Source organism: Nocardia coubleae NBRC 108252 (genome assembly GCF_001612805.1).
Taxonomy (GTDB): domain Bacteria; phylum Actinomycetota; class Actinomycetes; order Mycobacteriales; family Mycobacteriaceae; genus Nocardia; species Nocardia coubleae.
On record NZ_BDBD01000004.1, the window covers coordinates 478,060 to 493,652 of the forward strand.

Annotated in this window: 15 protein-coding genes; 14 read left to right on the forward strand and 1 reads right to left on the reverse strand. The window is 68.2% G+C overall.

What is annotated here, in order from left to right:
• The first annotated feature begins 77 nt into the window (after positions 1–77).
• The 4 genes from NCO8_RS04095 (at position 78) to NCO8_RS04110 (ending at position 3,577) form a co-directional block, all read left to right on the forward strand.
• Positions 78–986: an ATP-binding cassette domain-containing protein gene (locus NCO8_RS04095; protein WP_067636711.1), complete on the forward strand. Its 909-nt coding sequence runs from the start codon at positions 78–80 to the stop codon at positions 984–986.
• Complete coding sequence (locus NCO8_RS04100; RefSeq protein WP_067636371.1) at positions 983–1,789, forward strand: ABC transporter permease; 807 nt, start codon at positions 983–985, stop codon at positions 1,787–1,789. Before NCO8_RS04095 ends, NCO8_RS04100 begins: the two co-directional genes overlap by 4 nt.
• Before the next feature lies 1 nt (position 1,790).
• On the forward strand, positions 1,791–2,783 hold the full coding sequence (locus NCO8_RS04105) for an LLM class F420-dependent oxidoreductase (RefSeq protein WP_210740552.1): 993 nt from the start codon (positions 1,791–1,793) through the stop codon (positions 2,781–2,783).
• A gap of 170 nt (positions 2,784–2,953) precedes the next feature.
• Positions 2,954–3,577 (forward strand): PadR family transcriptional regulator, encoded by a 624-nt coding sequence (locus tag NCO8_RS04110; protein WP_167353238.1) that lies wholly within the window; start codon positions 2,954–2,956, stop codon positions 3,575–3,577.
• Here NCO8_RS04110 and fabD read toward each other — a convergent pair.
• Positions 3,496–4,638 (reverse strand): ACP S-malonyltransferase, encoded by a 1,143-nt coding sequence (gene fabD / locus NCO8_RS04115; protein ID WP_369689843.1) that lies wholly within the window; start codon positions 4,636–4,638, stop codon positions 3,496–3,498. The two genes, NCO8_RS04110 and fabD, sit on opposite strands and share 82 nt — an antisense overlap.
• 350 nt (positions 4,639–4,988) lie before the next feature.
• Here fabD and NCO8_RS04120 point away from each other — a divergent pair, with 350 nt between their 5' ends.
• From NCO8_RS04120 to NCO8_RS04165, 10 genes are read left to right on the forward strand one after another with little or no spacing between them, the layout of a single operon-like run.
• Complete coding sequence (locus NCO8_RS04120; protein ID WP_245655224.1) at positions 4,989–5,753, forward strand: SDR family NAD(P)-dependent oxidoreductase; 765 nt, start codon at positions 4,989–4,991, stop codon at positions 5,751–5,753.
• A gap of 53 nt (positions 5,754–5,806) precedes the next feature.
• Positions 5,807–6,205 carry an acyl carrier protein gene (locus NCO8_RS04125; RefSeq protein ID WP_157104761.1) on the forward strand — a complete coding sequence of 133 codons (399 nt, stop codon included), beginning with the start codon at positions 5,807–5,809 and terminating at the stop codon, positions 6,203–6,205.
• 3 nt (positions 6,206–6,208) lie between these two features.
• Positions 6,209–6,655, forward strand: a complete 447-nt coding sequence (locus tag NCO8_RS04130; protein WP_067636383.1) for a hotdog family protein — start codon at positions 6,209–6,211, stop codon at positions 6,653–6,655.
• Complete coding sequence (locus NCO8_RS04135; RefSeq protein WP_067636385.1) at positions 6,652–7,905, forward strand: beta-ketoacyl-[acyl-carrier-protein] synthase family protein; 1,254 nt, start codon at positions 6,652–6,654, stop codon at positions 7,903–7,905. Before NCO8_RS04130 ends, NCO8_RS04135 begins: the two co-directional genes overlap by 4 nt.
• Positions 7,902–8,375 carry a 3-hydroxyacyl-ACP dehydratase FabZ family protein gene (locus tag NCO8_RS04140; protein ID WP_084456488.1) on the forward strand — a complete coding sequence of 158 codons (474 nt, stop codon included), beginning with the start codon at positions 7,902–7,904 and terminating at the stop codon, positions 8,373–8,375. The genes NCO8_RS04135 and NCO8_RS04140 overlap by 4 nt, the downstream gene beginning before the upstream one ends.
• Positions 8,372–9,640: a beta-ketoacyl-[acyl-carrier-protein] synthase family protein gene (locus NCO8_RS04145; RefSeq protein WP_067636388.1), complete on the forward strand. Its 1,269-nt coding sequence runs from the start codon at positions 8,372–8,374 to the stop codon at positions 9,638–9,640. The genes NCO8_RS04140 and NCO8_RS04145 overlap by 4 nt, the downstream gene beginning before the upstream one ends.
• Positions 9,641–9,671: 31 nt before the next feature.
• The gene (locus NCO8_RS04150) at positions 9,672–11,999 is read left to right on the forward strand and encodes a beta-ketoacyl-[acyl-carrier-protein] synthase family protein (protein ID WP_245655225.1); all 2,328 of its coding nucleotides are present in this window, start codon (positions 9,672–9,674) and stop codon (positions 11,997–11,999) included.
• A gap of 29 nt (positions 12,000–12,028) precedes the next feature.
• Positions 12,029–13,120, forward strand: a complete 1,092-nt coding sequence (locus tag NCO8_RS04155; protein WP_067636391.1) for a 3-oxoacyl-ACP synthase III family protein — start codon at positions 12,029–12,031, stop codon at positions 13,118–13,120.
• Between the two features lie 15 nt (positions 13,121–13,135).
• Positions 13,136–13,912 (forward strand): alpha/beta fold hydrolase, encoded by a 777-nt coding sequence (locus NCO8_RS04160; protein ID WP_067636393.1) that lies wholly within the window; start codon positions 13,136–13,138, stop codon positions 13,910–13,912.
• Positions 13,909–15,579 (forward strand): acetyl-CoA carboxylase carboxyltransferase subunit alpha, encoded by a 1,671-nt coding sequence (locus NCO8_RS04165; protein WP_067636395.1) that lies wholly within the window; start codon positions 13,909–13,911, stop codon positions 15,577–15,579. Before NCO8_RS04160 ends, NCO8_RS04165 begins: the two co-directional genes overlap by 4 nt.
• Positions 15,580–15,593: the final 14 nt, after the last annotated feature.

Genomic DNA, 15,593 nt, shown 5'->3' on the forward strand with positions numbered 1-15,593 from the left:
TCCCTCTCGAGGACTACCCGCGCAGTTGGCTCCCGGGATGGATGTGGCCGAAATGCCTGCTCAATACGCTCGAAAGCATGATCCAAGCACGTAACTTGACCAAGTTCTACGGCAGGACTCGCGCCATCGACAACCTGAGCTTCACCGTCGAACCAGGTCGGGTCACGGGGTTCCTCGGCCCCAACGGTTCGGGCAAGTCGACCGCGATGCGCTGCATACTCGGGCTCGACACGCCCACCTCCGGTACGGCGACGGTGCTCGGCCAGGACTATCGCGACCTACGATTCCCGCTGCACACCGTCGGTGCCCTGCTCGATGCGAGCGATGTGCTCGGATCACGCACCGCCGCTTATCATCTGGCCTTCCTCGCGGCGAGCAACGGCATCCCACGCACGCGGGTCGACGAGGTGCTCGAGCGGGTCGGGCTCGCCGACGTGGCCGGGATGCGGGTGAAAGGCTTCTCGCTCGGCATGCGCCAGCGCCTCGGCGTGGCCGCCGCCCTGCTCGGCGACCCCGCCGTACTGATCCTCGACGAACCCGTCAACGGTTTGGACACCGAGGGCATCCGCTGGATCCGCCAGACCCTGCGGGCCATGGCCGACGAGGGCCGCACGGTGCTGCTGTCGAGCCACATGATGAGCGAGACCGAGCTGGTCGCCGATCACCTGCTGGTGATCAGCCGGGGCAAGATCGTCGCCGACGAGCCGACCGCCGACTTCGTCGCCAATGCCGAACCACGGGTGCGGGTGCGCGGGGACGAGCTGACCCGGCTGGCCGCCGTGCTCGGCGACCGCATCGAGATCCGGGGCGACACCGGCACCGTGCGCGGGGTGACCGCACGCGAGATCTGGCGCCTCGCGGCCACCCACGACATCGCCCTCGACGAGCTGACGCCGGTCACCGCGACGGTCGAAGAGGTCTTCACCCGGCTGGTCTCCGGTCGGCACACCTTCCAGGACAGCGAAACACTGCAGGAGTCGGCATGAGTACCACCATCGTGACCAGCACCACCGCCACCCCGAACCGCTCGGCGCCGCCCTGGGAGGTGATGCGGTACCAGGTGATCTCGGAGTTGATCAAGATCCGGTCGTCGAGGGCGCTGCTCCTGCTGCCCATCCTGGCACTGCTGATCGGCCCGGTGTCGGCGGCACTGGTCGGCCTGTCCGACAGCCTCGAGACCACCGACACCGTGATCGGCGGCGCCTTCACCGCCATGACCCTGCCCATCGCACTCATCGGCGCCTGGGGTGCGCTGGTCACCTCCACCGAGTACACCTCCGGAACCATCCGCTCGGTCCTGGCGGCGACACCGCAACGCGACGTCGTGTTCGGGGCGAAGATGCTCACCGCCACCGCGGTGAGCACGACCCTTGGCATCGCGGCCACCACGCTCACCTACCTGGTCGGCATCTTCGCCATCGACAGCTCGAAATACGCCGCGGGTGACGCGTTCCCGGGCTTGCTCGGCATCGTCTGCGTGTTCCCGGCGGTGGCCCTGTTCGGGGCGGCGCTCGGCATCCTGATGCGCAGCTCGGCCGGGGCGGTTGCCGCGGCGGCCGCGCACGTGGTGCTGCCCGAGGCGGCGTCGGCGACGGCGTTCGGCGAGCTGCACAAGCTGGCGACCCTGCAGGCACCCAGTGCCGTGGTCGGCAAGCTCTCCCAAAGTGCCGATGCCTCAGCCGAACTCATCGGCGCGCTCGGCGGCTGGCCCCGGCTGGCGATCGTGATAACCGTGACACTCGGGGTGTCGGCCCTCGCCCGCCGCGCCCTGCTCCGAAGGGATGTCTGACATGTCCGTACCCGCCGGCCGGGGCATTGTCCGCCTCGGTTTCCAGATGCCCGACTTCAATTTCGGCGCACCGGTCGACGAACTGTTCCCCGCCATCGTCGCGCAGGCGCTGGCGGCGGAGAAGGCCGGATTCGACACTCTGTTCCTGACCGACCACTTCTATCAGCGTTTCGGCCCGCCGAACGGCCCGACGCTCGAGGCCTACACCACGCTGGGCGCGATCGCCGCCGTCACCGAGAACATCCGGCTCTCCACCATGGTCACCGGCAACACCTACCGCAATCCGGCGCTGCTCGCCAAGATCGTCACCACCCTCGACGTGATCAGCCGGGGCCGGGCGATGCTCGGTATCGGCGCGGGCTGGTTCGAGCTCGAACACCTCGCCTACGGTTACGAATTCGGCACCTTCACCGACCGGTTCACCAAGCTGGACGAGGCACTGCAGATCATCGCACCGATGTTCCGCGGACAACGCCCGAGCTTCGAGGGCACCTGGTATCGCGTCGCGAACGTCATCAACGAACCACGCATGCGCGACGACGTGCCGATCATGCTCGGCGGTGCGGGCGAGAAGAAGACCTTCGCCCTGGCGGCGCGGCACGCCGACCATCTCAGCATCGGCTGCGAGACCGACGAGCTGCCGCGCAAGATGGCCGCTCTCGACCAGCGCTGCGCCGAGGCCGGGCGCGACCGGTCGACCCTCGACGTCAGCTACCTCGCCTTCGTCGTGATGGACGAGAACGCCGACCGCGCCGAACAGCTCATCGACGACATGTTCGCCGCACGCGTGGGCGAACGGGCGAAGGTCGAGCGGGTGCGTGCCTCGATGGCGGGCAAGTTGTTCGTCGGAACGCCGAAGCAGGTCGCCGAGCAGATCTCCGACCGCGTCCTCGTCCACGGCGTCGACGGCCTCATCATCAATATGGTCGCCAACGGCCACCATCCCGGCGTTCTCGAGATGGCAGGCGAGGCACTGAAACCGCTGGTCGCCTGAGCCTTCGTCCGCCGTGTGACGCTGTCGTCGCACGGCGGACGACTGCGAGCAGCCTTTGACAGCCCATAGTCCGAAACGTATAGTGCGGATCGCGATATCCGGCTCAAATAATGAAACATTCCTGTTTCTCACCCAGGATGTTGTCACCCGCTACCAGAGGAGTGAGCTGCTTGGCCGACAGGAAGCTCAGCCCGACGTCCTATCTGGTCCTCAGCTTGGTCGCCCGCACCGGACCCTGCACTCCGTTCGACATCAAGAAGCAGGTCGATCGCTCGATCGGGTTCTTCTGGTCGTTCCCCCATTCCCAGATCTACGCCGAACCGGAACGCCTCGTCGAAGAGGGGCTGCTGTCCGGCTATCAGGAGACCACCGGTCGCCGCCGCCGGATCTACACCATCACCGACGCGGGCCGCACCGAACTCGAGGACTGGCTCACCACCGGGCAGGACAAGCGCACGCACGAACTGCGCGACAGCGGATTGCTCAAGCTGTACTTCGGCAGCCTGTCCTCCCCCGACGACGTGGTCGAGGTCGCCGCCGGGGAGAAGCAGGCGCATCAGAAACGGCTCGATCGCTATCTGGCCGCCCATGATTCGCTCTCCGGTGATCCGGCCAGCGATTCCAACGAGCTGCTCGTGCTCGAGTTCGGCATCCGCTACGAAGCCCTGTCCGTCGAGTTCTGGGGTGAGATCGAACAGCGCAGGGCGGCTGTTCAGCCCACGGCTTCGACCGGGAACACACCGCCCACCTCGTCGGCCACCGCGCGGATGCGCCGCCGGTCCCCCGCGGAATAGCTCGCCACCTCGGGGTACGCGCGTTTGCACAATCCCGTGAGCACCCGTCCCGGGCCCACCTCGACGAACGCCTCGACACCGAATTCCCTCACAGCGCGCAGACTCTGACTCCAGCGCACCGATCCCGCGAGCTGTGCCCGTAGCCCCGCACGCGCCTGCTCACCCGAATGCACCCGCGCCGCGGTGACATTCGCGACGAGCGGGATCACCGGATCGGCGAACCGGACCCCGGCGAGATCGGCCGCGAACTCCGCCTCGACCGGGGCCATCATCGAGCTGTGGAAGGGCGCGCCGACCGCGAGCCGCTTCACCTTCGCCCCCTCGACGCCGAGTCGCGTTGCCCTGGTGGTGAACTCGGTCACACCGGCCTCGCTGCCCGACACCACGGTCTGGTCCTCGGCGTTGTAGTTCGCGACCTCGACGACAGTGCCGGTCTGCTCGCGCACTTCGGCACAGAGGCACTCGACCGTGTCACTCGACAGCCCGAGAGCGGCCGCCATCGCACCGGGATTCGATTCGTTGACCCGCGCCATGAGTTCGCCACGCCGCCGGACCAGGCGCAACGCGTCGGTCCACTCGAGTACGCCCGCCGCGACCAGGGCGGTGTACTCGCCGAGGCTGTGGCCGGCGACAACCACCGGTACGGGAACGAGTTTGGACAGCACGTGGTAGGCGGCCAGGCTGGCGACGAAGATCGCGGGCTGGGTGATGTCGGTGCGTGCGAGCCGGTCCTCCGGCCCGTTCCAGCACAGCTGGGACAGCTCGAAGCCGAGCACCTCGTCGGCGGTCCGGAACAGCGGTGCGACCAGGTCGGGGTAGGCCTGGGCGAGGTCGTGGCCCATGCCGACTCGTTGTGAGCCCTGGCCCGGAAATAAGAAAGCGGTGGATATCATGCGGCTCCTCCCCTGAAGGCAGATCAGGGATCCACCGAACGTTGCAGTGTCAGCTACTTGTACGAATTGGTGAAATGTCGAACGATCACCAAAACGCGACGGCCCGATTCTATGCACAGTCACCCCGCAAACAAACTCGAATATCGGTATACCGAGAAATAGTCCCATTGCAACGCCCGACCAGTCGGTATCATCTCCAGCCGAGGCAATCCAACCCTAATCTCCTGTTAACAATGATTCCGTCTCGCCAATTTGCAACCGAAAGACTCGCAACTTGCGGTTCGAAGTCCGCTTGAAAGCAATCTGCAAGCCCCGTAACAAGAAGCCCCTCGACCGTCAATAGCCGCTAGCTATTGTGATGTAAAACACGATTACACGGCTTGCACCTGGCGTTTAGCTGCCGGATGATCAGTTTCGGAAGTTGCGTATGAGATGGTCTGAGTCGGACTGTTGACCACTTCCCTGCTGACCCCCTGGGGAGGTACTTGATGTCAGCAATTCATATAGGCCGAGTTGCGTTGGTCACCGGCGGATCAGGCGGAATAGGGCGAGCCGTCTGCAGCCGCCTGGCTGCAGACGGCGCCATTGTGGCTGTCAATTATTTTCGTAACGAACAAGCCGCTAAGGAAGTCGTCACCGAGATCGAAAACAGTGGCGGAATGGCGTTCACCGTGCAGGGTGATATTTCCACCTACAGTACCGCCGAATCTGTTGTCGAACACGTACTGAGCTACGCCGGGAAACTCGATATCCTCGTAAACAATTCGGGTATCACGCGCAACGAATTGATCATGAAAATGTCGGAGAGCGATTGGCTCGAGGTCATGCGGGTCAACTTCGGCGGCGTGTTCAACGGCACGCGGGCAGCCTGCGGCGCGCTCGCCCAGAGCGACGGCGCGGCCATCGTCAACATCTCCTCGGTGATGGGCGAACGCGCCTGGTTCGGTGCGTCCAGCTACGCGGCGTCCAAGGCGGCGATCAACTCCTTCACCCGGGCATCGGCGCTCGAGTTCGCCCGTTTCGGCATCCGGGTCAACGCGGTGCTGCCCGGCTTCGTGGAGACCGAGATGATCGCCGACGTTCTCAGTGGTGACGGTGGCGACTCCGTCATCGGGCAAGTGCCCATTTCGGGTGCGACCACCGTCGACGAGGTGGCCGACCTGGTGTCCTACCTCGCCGCGCCCGGCAACCGGCATCTGTCCGGCGCGCTCGTCCCGGTCGACGGCATGGTCGCCGGGACGCTACTGACCGGCAAACCGCTCAAGAAGACCGCGCGCCGCTAGCCGGCACCCCCGCTCCACCCCGATCCGACCACTTCCAGATGGAGGAAACCAGCATGTCCGAAATCAGCGTTATCGATACCGTCCGCGAAATCGTCGCCGAGGCAGTCGCTTTGGACATCGACGAGGTCGAAGCCGATGCCACCCTGTTCGGTGAGGTCGGCGCCGAGTCGATCGATCTGCTCGACATTCTTTTCCGAATCGAACGCCGCCTGGGCGTCAAGATCACGACCACCCAGCTGAGCGAGCGAATCCAGGGCGGTATCCCGGACGAGCAATTCGGCACCGACGACGGAATGGTCTCCGACCTCGGCCTCGAGCAGTTGCACAAGGTGATGCCCCAGATCGACCCGGCCGAACTCAGCGGCAAGCTCGGCGCCGAGGACGTGATGGGTCTGTTCACCGTGCGCAATCTCGCGGACATGGTGTCCAAACACACCGTCGCGGCGAGTTGACCCGTGCGGTTCCATCTCGTCGACCGCATCGACACCATCGAACCCTGGGCGCGGGTCGAGGCGGTCAAGCGGACGAGTTCGAGTGAGAGTTACTGGTCGACAACGGCTTTCGGCTCGCTGATGCCGCTGTCGATCCAGCTGGAGGTGCTCGCCCAGAGTCTGGCCTGGCTGATCTATCTCAGCACCGAGCGGCGGCAGCGGGCGGTGCTGCTGTCGGTCGGCGCCATGACGACCCGGTCCGCCATCGTGCCCGGCGACGACGTCGTCGCCTCCGTCGAAATCCTGTCCAGGGGCGACACCATCGTGGCCGGGGGCCGGCTGCTCGTGGGCGAGAGCGTCGTCTTCGAGGTCGACGACCTCATGTGCGGCCTGGTCGACGCCGACATGCTCGAGGACGCGGCGTCGGTGCGGATGCGCGAAGAACTATTGCGAAGCGGGGTCCGATCATGAACAACGAGGTCGTCATCACCGGTATCGGGGCCGTCACCCCCGTGGGAAACACCGCACCGGACACGTGGTCGGCGCTGGCCGCCGGGCGCAGCGGAGTGGGCCGGATCGAGACGTTCGATCCGAGCACCTTCGAAGTCCAGATCGCCGGGATGGTGCGTGGCTTCAGCCCCGCGCCCGAGCTCTTGACCACCCAGCGCTGGGATCTGCTCAGTCGGTCCGGCGGTTTCGGTGTCGTCGCCGCGGCACAGGCGCTGGCCCAGGCGGGCAATATCGGCTCGCACGACGAGGCCGCCCGTGGCGTTTTCGTCGGTGGCCACGTCGGCAGGCCCGAGCCGCAGGAGTTCGCCGAGATCGGGCTCACCCGGCGCACCAGCGACGGTGCGGTGATCCATCGCCGCAGCACCGACAGCACGTGGCGCTGCGATCAGGGTGTCGACCTGATGGCCATCGCCGAGGTGGGCCGATGCCGTGGTCCGATCAGCGGGATCAGCACCGCGTGCACGTCGGCGACCCATGCCGTGGGTGAGGCGATGCGCCGGATCCAGGCGGGCGAGATCACCATGGCGGTCGCCGGCGGCCAGGACTCGCTCACCACCTGGCTCGATGTCGCCGGATTCTCGCTGCTCGGTGCGCTCACCACCCGCTACAACGACAATCCGACCGAGGCCTCGAAACCGTTCGACGCCGAGCGCGACGGTTTCGTGCTCGGTGAGGGTTCGGTGCTGCTCGTGCTGGAGGAACGGCGCATCGCCGAGGCACGCGGCGCCCGGATTCTGGCGCGGCTCACCGGTTACGCCTCGACGATGAACGCGTACCGGATCACCGATTCCCCGCCCGACGGTGGCGGGTCGATCACCGCCATGGCCGACGCGCTGGCCGACGCGGGGGTGGCGGGCACCGAGGTCGATTGTGTGTACGCGCACGGGACGAGCACGCCGGGCAACGACGTCTCCGAAACCGCCGCCGTCAAACACGTTTTCGGTGCGCACGCCTACGAATTGCTCGTCACCTCGCCGAAGTCCATGACCGGGCATCTCACCGCCGGGGCGGGTGCGCTCAATGTGCTCGCCGCGCTCGGGGGGATCACCGAGGGGCTGGTCTCGCCGACCATCAACTACACGCACCCGGACCCCAAGCTCGACCTGGATTACGTCCCGAACCAGGCCAGAAAGGCCGATGTCTCGGTGGCGCTGGTCAATTCGTTCGCATTCGGTGGCACGAACGCCTCACTCGTGGTGCAGGCGCCATGAGTACGCCCGCGGTGACCGTGCCGAGCACGGATGTCGGCGCCGGGTCGCCGGTGCCGCCCGACGCCCTGGCCGTGGCCGGCGGCCTGCGCCTGGACCGCGTCGTCGAGTTGCGGCCCGGTGCGGGTGCCAGTGCCCTCGCGAACGTACCCAACACCCTGCCCGTGTTCGACACCCATTTCCAGCGGTTCCCGGTACTGCCCGGGGTGCTCATGCTGCACGGCATGGCGAACCTGGCCGATGTGTTGCTCGGCCGGGACGGTGGCCGGTGGCGGCTCACCGGCGCGCGGCGGGTGCAGTTCCGCCACTATGTGCGCCCCGGCGACCAGCTGCACGTGGCGGTCGACATCCGCCGACTCGACAGCACGGTGGCTCGCCTCACCGGGCGCATCACCCGGGCCGACGCGGTGGTCGTCCTCGCGCGGGAGCTCACCATGACCCGTGACGCGGGTCCAGAGAGGGAAATCTCATGAATCGCGTTGTCATCAGCGGCATCGGTGTGGTGTCGCCCCTGGGTACCGGATTCACCCAGACCTGGAAGGAACTGGTGGCCGGGCGCAGCGCGGTGCGCCCGATCACCGCCTACGACCCCTCCTCGCTGCGCACCCGATTCGGCGCCGAGATCACCGACTTCGACGCGAAACCCTTTGTTCGTAACCGCAAGTCACTGCGGCTGATGACGCGCGCCAACCAGCTGGCGCACGCCGCGGTCCGGCTGGCCACCGAGGAGGCGCGCATCGACCCGGCCACCTCGGGCAACGACTCGGTCGGTGTCTTCCTCGCCAGCGAGAACCAGATCTCCGATCCCCTGCACATTCTCGACGCGACCGTCGAGGCGTGCGGGCCCGACGGCCGGATCGACCCGACCCGGTTGGGGCACGAGGCGGCCCGGATGTACCCGCTGTTCTTCGTCGAAGGGCTGCCCTCGGCCGAATTGTTCTTCCTCTCCGAGGAATTCGGCTTCGCCGGGCCGAGCGCTTTTCTCTCCGGGGCGGGCGACGCGGGCATCAGCGCGATCGGCAATGCCTACCGGGCCATCGCACGCGGGGAGACCACGGTCGCCGTCGCGGGTGGTTTCGACGACGGCGTCTCCTGGTGGTGCATGTCGAAACTGGACCGGCTCGACCTGCTCACCGACCGCAACGAGGCGGGTGCGGTGCGCCCGTACGACCGCGACGCCACCGGAACCGTCCTCGGCGAAGGCGCGTGCATGCTCGTGCTGGAGGACTACGACACCGCGGTGGCCCGCGGGATCGAACCGTACGCCGAGATCGTCGGTTTCGGCGGTGGCTCGGATCCGGTGACGCCCGGCGAGATCTGGGGCGACGGCACCGGCCTGCGCAACGCCCTGGCATCGGCCATGCGCGAGGCGGGTGTCGCGGGCACCGAGATCGGCTATGTGGCCACCGACGGCGCGGCGGTGATCCGGGCCGATCTGGCCGAGGCGCGGGCTTTGCGGGCCGCGCTCGGCGCCGGGGCCGACACCGTCGCGGCCAGCAGCGTGCAGCCCGCACTCGGCCAATTACTCTCCGCCGCAGGCCCTTTGAATGTGGCGCTGGCGGCGATGGCGCTGCGCGAGGCCACCGTGACGCCGACCTTGAATCTGTCCACCGCGGCGCCGCGGTGCGACCTGGACTGGGTGCCCGGTACGGCACGCGAACTGCGCGCGGACTACAGCCTCGCGCTGGGCCGGGGACTGTCGGGCCAGGCCGCGGCGCTGGCTCTGCGGCGCCTGTAGAGCCCGCTGGAACCACGAACAGGAGTGCACGGTGAAGACGAGAGAAACCCAGCACATGTCCCTGCGAACGGTGGTCGTCGTCGCTGTCGGCGCCGTCACCTCGCAAGGCGATACGGCCAAGGCGCTGTGGGACGGCGTACGTGCCGGTCATGTCGCGATCGACCCGGTCGAGCACCTGCCCATGTCGGACTACAACACCCGGATCGGCGGTGAGGTCCGCTCCCCCGTCGCACCCTCACCGATCGCCGACGAAGTAGGCGGATTCCGGGACCGCGCTTTCGATTTCGCGTTCGCCGCCGCCACCGAGGCGATGGAGGCGGCGGGCGCCCTGGTCGCCGAGGTGGCGCCGCACGACCGGGCCATCGTGCTCGGCACCTGCAACGCGGGCCTGCTCAGCACCCTCGAGTGGCTCGGTGACGACGGTGTCGGCGCCGGCACCCCCGAACTCGCCATGTTCGGTCCGCCGCAGGCCATCGCCGAATCGCTGGCGGCGCATTTCCAGTGCGCCGGTCCGGTGTTCTCGGTGAACACCGCCTGCGCCGCGGGGGCGAACGCGATCGGCTACGCCGCCGATCTGATCGCGCTCGGGCGGGCCGACATGGTGCTGGCCGGCGGCACCGACGCCCTGTCCGACGTGGCCTACGCGGGATTCAACTCGCTCGGTTCGCTGTCGCCGACACCGGCGGCGCCGTACCAGGACAAGCGAACCGGGCTCTCGCTCGGTGAGGGCAGCGGCATGCTCGTCCTGACCAGCGCCGAGCTGGCTGCCGCGGCCGAGGTGGAGCCGCTGTGTGTGATCCGCGGCTACGGGCTGTCCGCCGACGGCTACCACCCGACCGCACCGCGCCCCGACGGCACCGGCGCCGCGCGGGCCATCCGTTCGGCCATCGAATGGGCCGGGTTGCACGACAGCGACATCGGCTACGTCAATAGCCACGGCACCGGCACACCACGCAACGACAGCGCCGAGGCCAAGGCCACCCGGCTCGCGCTCGGCGACGCCGCCGATACCGTGCCGGTGAGCAGTTCCAAGTCGATGATCGGGCACCTGCTCGGCGCGGCGGGTGCGGTCGAGGCGATCATCACCGTCGGCGCGTTGCGCAACGGCGTGCTGCCGCCGACCGCCAATCTCGTTCGGGCCGACCCGGAATGCGTGCTCGACCACATCCCGGTGTCCCCGCGGGTCGGCAAGATCGACCATGCGATCTCGAACAACTTCGCTTTCGCGGGTGCCAACGCGAGTGTGGTGTTCTCCGAACGCGCCGCCGAGCCGACCCGCGTCGAGCGTTCGCGCGTGGTGGTGACGGGGACGGGAGCCGTCGGTGCCGCCGGCCTCGATGTGCGGGCGGCCTTGCGCGCGGTCACCGAAGGCCGTGACTGCACCCAGGTCGACGACGGTGTGCGGCTGGGTCTGATCGACACCGATCCCAGCGACCATCTGACCAGGCGGGAGGCCAGGCGGATGGACCGGCTCGGCCTGCTGTCGACCTTCGCGGCGAGCCGGGCGCTGGCCGAGGCGGGTGCCGATCTGATCGCCGACGACCCCGACCGGGTCGGCGTGGTCTTCGGCACCGGGCTCGGTCCGATGGAGGCGATGGAGCAGTTCGTGCGCCCGCTGCGCGCGGAAGGGGTGGCGGCGGCGAACCCGGCCGTGTTCCCCAACACCGTGTACAACGCGGCGGCGGGCAGTGTCGCCACGCTGCTCGGCGCGCTCGGGCCCACCTCGACGGTGACGTCCGGACACGCGGCGGGCGCGAACGCGCTCTGCTACGGCTACGACATGGTCTCGCTCGGCCGCGCGACCGCGATCCTGGCCACTGCCGCCGACACCCTCACCCCGCTCGTGGTGCGTGGCTACCGCAGGCTCGGCCTGCCCATGGGCCCGCACGACACGTTCGCCCTCGCCGAGGGCGGTGCCGCGGTGATGCTCGAGCGGTACGACAACGCCGTTCGCCGGGGCGCCACCGTGTACGCCGAGGTACTCGGACATGCCACCGCATCGGACGCGCGCGGTGTGGGGCGCACCGATCCGACCGGCGCCGCTGTGGAACGCGCCATGCGCGCCGCACTCGACGCCGCGGGTCTGAGACCGGGCGATATCGCCGAGGTGTGGACCAACGAGGTCGGCCTGCCCGCCTTCGACGAGCCCGAGAACCAGGCCCTGCACCGGCTTTTCGGCGACAACGCCCCGCGGCGCATCGCCGCCAAACGGGCGCTCGGCGAACAACTCGGTGCGGGCGGGCTGCTCGCCGCCGCACTGGCCACCTGTGACCGGCCCGATCGGGGCGTGGCCCTGGTGAATAGCTCGTCACTGGGCGGTACCCACATCAGCATCGTGCTCGCGCCGCTGACCGACTGAGCATCCGAACACAAAGGACTACAAGCGTTATGGCAACACCGGAATTCACGGCCGAGGTGGTCGGCACGGGCAGTTACCTGCACGGCGACCCGATCGACAACAAGCAGATCGAAGCACTGCTCGGTCCCGTACCCGAGGACATTCTCGACGGCATCCAGGTCAAGGAGCGGCACTGGATGATCGATCCCGACACCGGCGAACACCTGGTGACCAACTCCCAGATGGCCGCGGGCGCCGCGACCGCGGCGCTCGAGCGGGCGGGCATCGAGGCGGGTGAGGTGGATCTGATCGTCATGTCGACGGCCAGCCCCGAATACCTGCTGCCGCCCGCGGTGACGTTCGTGCAGGAACACCTCGGGATCGCCGAATGCACCACCATCGAAGTCCGTTCCGGCTGTGCGGGTTTCGTGGAGGCCGCCGATGTGGCGCGCGGCTACCTCGAGCGCGGCACGCACCGGACCGCCCTGGTGATCGGCAGCGAGGCCATCTCGCCCCTGCTCGTCCCGATGTATCGCGGCATCGACCCGGAGCGGATCCGCATGCGGGATCGGCTGGTGGCCTACACCTTCGGTGACGGTGCGGGTGCGCTCGTGCTGCGCGCCGAACCGGCCGACCCGCAGACCCGGGCCGGGGTACTCGGTTCCTCGATCGTCACGATGGGCGGCACCAAGAAGCCGGGCATGCAGGTGATCGGCGGGTCGACGCACGCCCCACTGCACAAGCAGGTGCTGGCCAAGCGCCTGATGGAGCTGAAGGTCGACGTCGTGGAGTCGGGAAAGTTCATCCCGCACATGATCACCCGCTCGCTGCGCGAGATGCTCGAGATCAGCGGAGTGAAGGCCGAGGACATCGCCCTGTGGGTCGTCCCCGAGGGCAACGCCGGCTACATGACCAGTGAGCTGGAGGCGGCCGGTCTGCTCACCGACGAGTGGCTGGCCCTGCGCGACAAGATCTACGAGAACATCGAACGGGTCGGCGCCACCGGTTCGGCCGCTGTTCCCCTCGCCCTGGACGAGGCAGCGCGCGCGGGCCGGTTGAGGACGGGCGACAACGTCTTGCTGCTTGCCATCGAGACGAGCAAGTGGAAGTACGCCGGGATGACCCTGGTCTGGGCGGGCTGAGGGATGCGCCCTGCCGTGGGCCCGATCGAGACGGGCCGGTTTCGCACGAGTGCGGCGACGCTCGAATACGCCCACGTCAGTGGTGACATCAGGCCGTCGCTGTGCATGCTGCACGGGCTGGGCGCACGGTGGCAGACCTTCCGGCCGCTCGTCCGATCGCTCGGCCCCGGTTGGGACGTCTACGCACCGGATCTGCGCGGGCACGGCCGATCCGACTGGGTGGCAGGCCATTACGCGCTGGCCGACTTCGCCGCCGATGTCGAACAGTTCGTCACCGAGCGCATCGGCGCCCCGGTGGTGCTGTTCGGGCATTCGATGGGCGGCTGGATCGCCGCCATGGTCGCCGCCGCCCGCCCCGATCTGGTGCGGGCGGTGGTGATCGTCGACTCGGCGCTGTACCGGCTCAACGATTCCCAGCGCGCGGCGATGCTCGGCTACGCGGTCCCCAATCAGGCGATGCGTTCGATCGCCGTATCGCTGCGCATGGCCGATCCGGAACTGAATCAACGCTGGGTGGAGGGTCGCAACCAGCGCGAACAAGACCCCGACGAGCTGATGTCGCGACTGCGGTGTCCGGTGTTGCTCGTCCAGGGCGACGAGCGCACCGGCGCGCTCATGACCGACGAACACGTGCGGCGCGCGCTCGGGCTGCTTGCCGACGGCTCGCACGTGTTCGTTCCCGGTACCGGCCATGCCGTGCACGCGGAAGCGCCCGGCCCCGTCGCCGACGCGCTGCGGGCGTTCCTGGCCGAACAGATCGACAAGTCAGAGCCGAACGGAGAGTTCCGATGACCGAAGTGATCGACACCATCGGCAGGCAGGGCACCGACCAGGACACCACCTGGACCAAATGCCCGTCCTGCGCCGAATACCAGTACAAACCCCAGCTGGAACGCAACCTGCGGGTCTGCACCCGCTGCGGCCACCACCTGCGCATCGGCGCGCACCGGCGGCTGGCCCTGCTGCTCGACGAGAACTCCTGGACCCCGGGCAGTTACGACGACATCGAAACGCGCGACGTGCTCGATTTCCGGGACGACAAGTCCTACCGGCAACGGCTCGCGCAGGCCCGCGCCAAGACCGGCGAATACGACGCCGCCGTGTTCGGTATCGGCACCCTCGACGGCAGGCGTCTGGTCGTCGCGGCGATGGAATTCGGCTTCATGGGCGGCTCGATGGGTTCGGCCGTCGGCGAGGTCATCACGCGCGCCGCCGAACTCGCACTCGCCCAACGGCTTCCGCTACTGCTGTGCTGCGCATCGGGTGGCGCGCGGATGCAGGAGGGCAGCCTGTCGCTGATGCAGATGGCCAAGACGAGCCAGGCGATCGGCCGTCTGCACGAGGCCGGGCTGCTCGTGGTGTGCCTGCTCACCGACCCCACCTTCGGTGGTGTCACCGCCTCGTTCGCCATGCTCGGCGATGTGCTCGTCGCCGAGCCCGGCGCGCTGATCGGGTTCGCCGGGCCGGGCGTGATCAGCCAGACCATCGGCGAGGACCTGCCGCCCGGCTTCCAGACGGCCGAATTCCTGCTGGCACACGGGCTGATCGACGCGGTGGTCCCGCGCGCACAGCTGCGCGCGTATCTGGCGAAAGTCCTCACCGCACACGCACCCGACACACCGCTGGGCCCGCTGCTCCCACCGGTCACCGTCACCGACCCCGCGCAGGTGTCCCCGCGCCCGGCGGCGACAGTGGTGAAGGTCGCGCGGGATCAGGCCCGCCCGACCACGCTGAGTTTCGCGGCGGTCGCCTTCGACACCTTCGTCGAATTGCGCGGTGATCGCATGTTCGCCGACAGCTCGGCCCTCGTCGGCGGGCTCGCCACCCTCGGCGGCCGCGCGGTCATGCTCATCGGCCACGAAAAGGGCAGCGACACCAGGGAATCCATCGCCAGGAACTTCGGCATGCCCGAACCCGAGGGATACCGCAAGGCGCTGCGGCTGATGCGTCACGCGGCGAAATTCGGGATGCCGATCGTCACCCTGATCGATACGCCGGGCGCCTATCCCGGTGTGGGTGCGGAGGAACGCGGGCAGGCGGGCGCCATCGCGCGCGCCATCATGGAATCGAGCAGGCTCCCGGCGCCGATCGTCACCGTGGTGACCGGCGAGGGCGGCAGCGGTGGGGCGCTGGCGCTCGGCGTCGCCGACACCGTGCTGATGTTCGAGAACTCCTACTACTCCGTCATCAGCCCGGAGGGGTGCGCCGCGATCCTCTGGGGCGACCGCGCGGCGGCGAACACGGCCGCCGAAGCGCTGAAACTCACGGCGGCGGATCTGCTGTCGCTCGGCGTGGTCGACGGGGTCATCCCCGAGGACGCCGAGGGCGGACCCGACATCGTGCGGATGGCGGGCGATCTGCGTGCGGCCCTGTCGAACGCGCTCACCGCGCTGTCCACCGTGCCCGGCCCCGACCTGATCGAGGCCAGGTACCGCAAGTTCCGGAAGTTCGGCTCGTGACACACCTGGGAGAC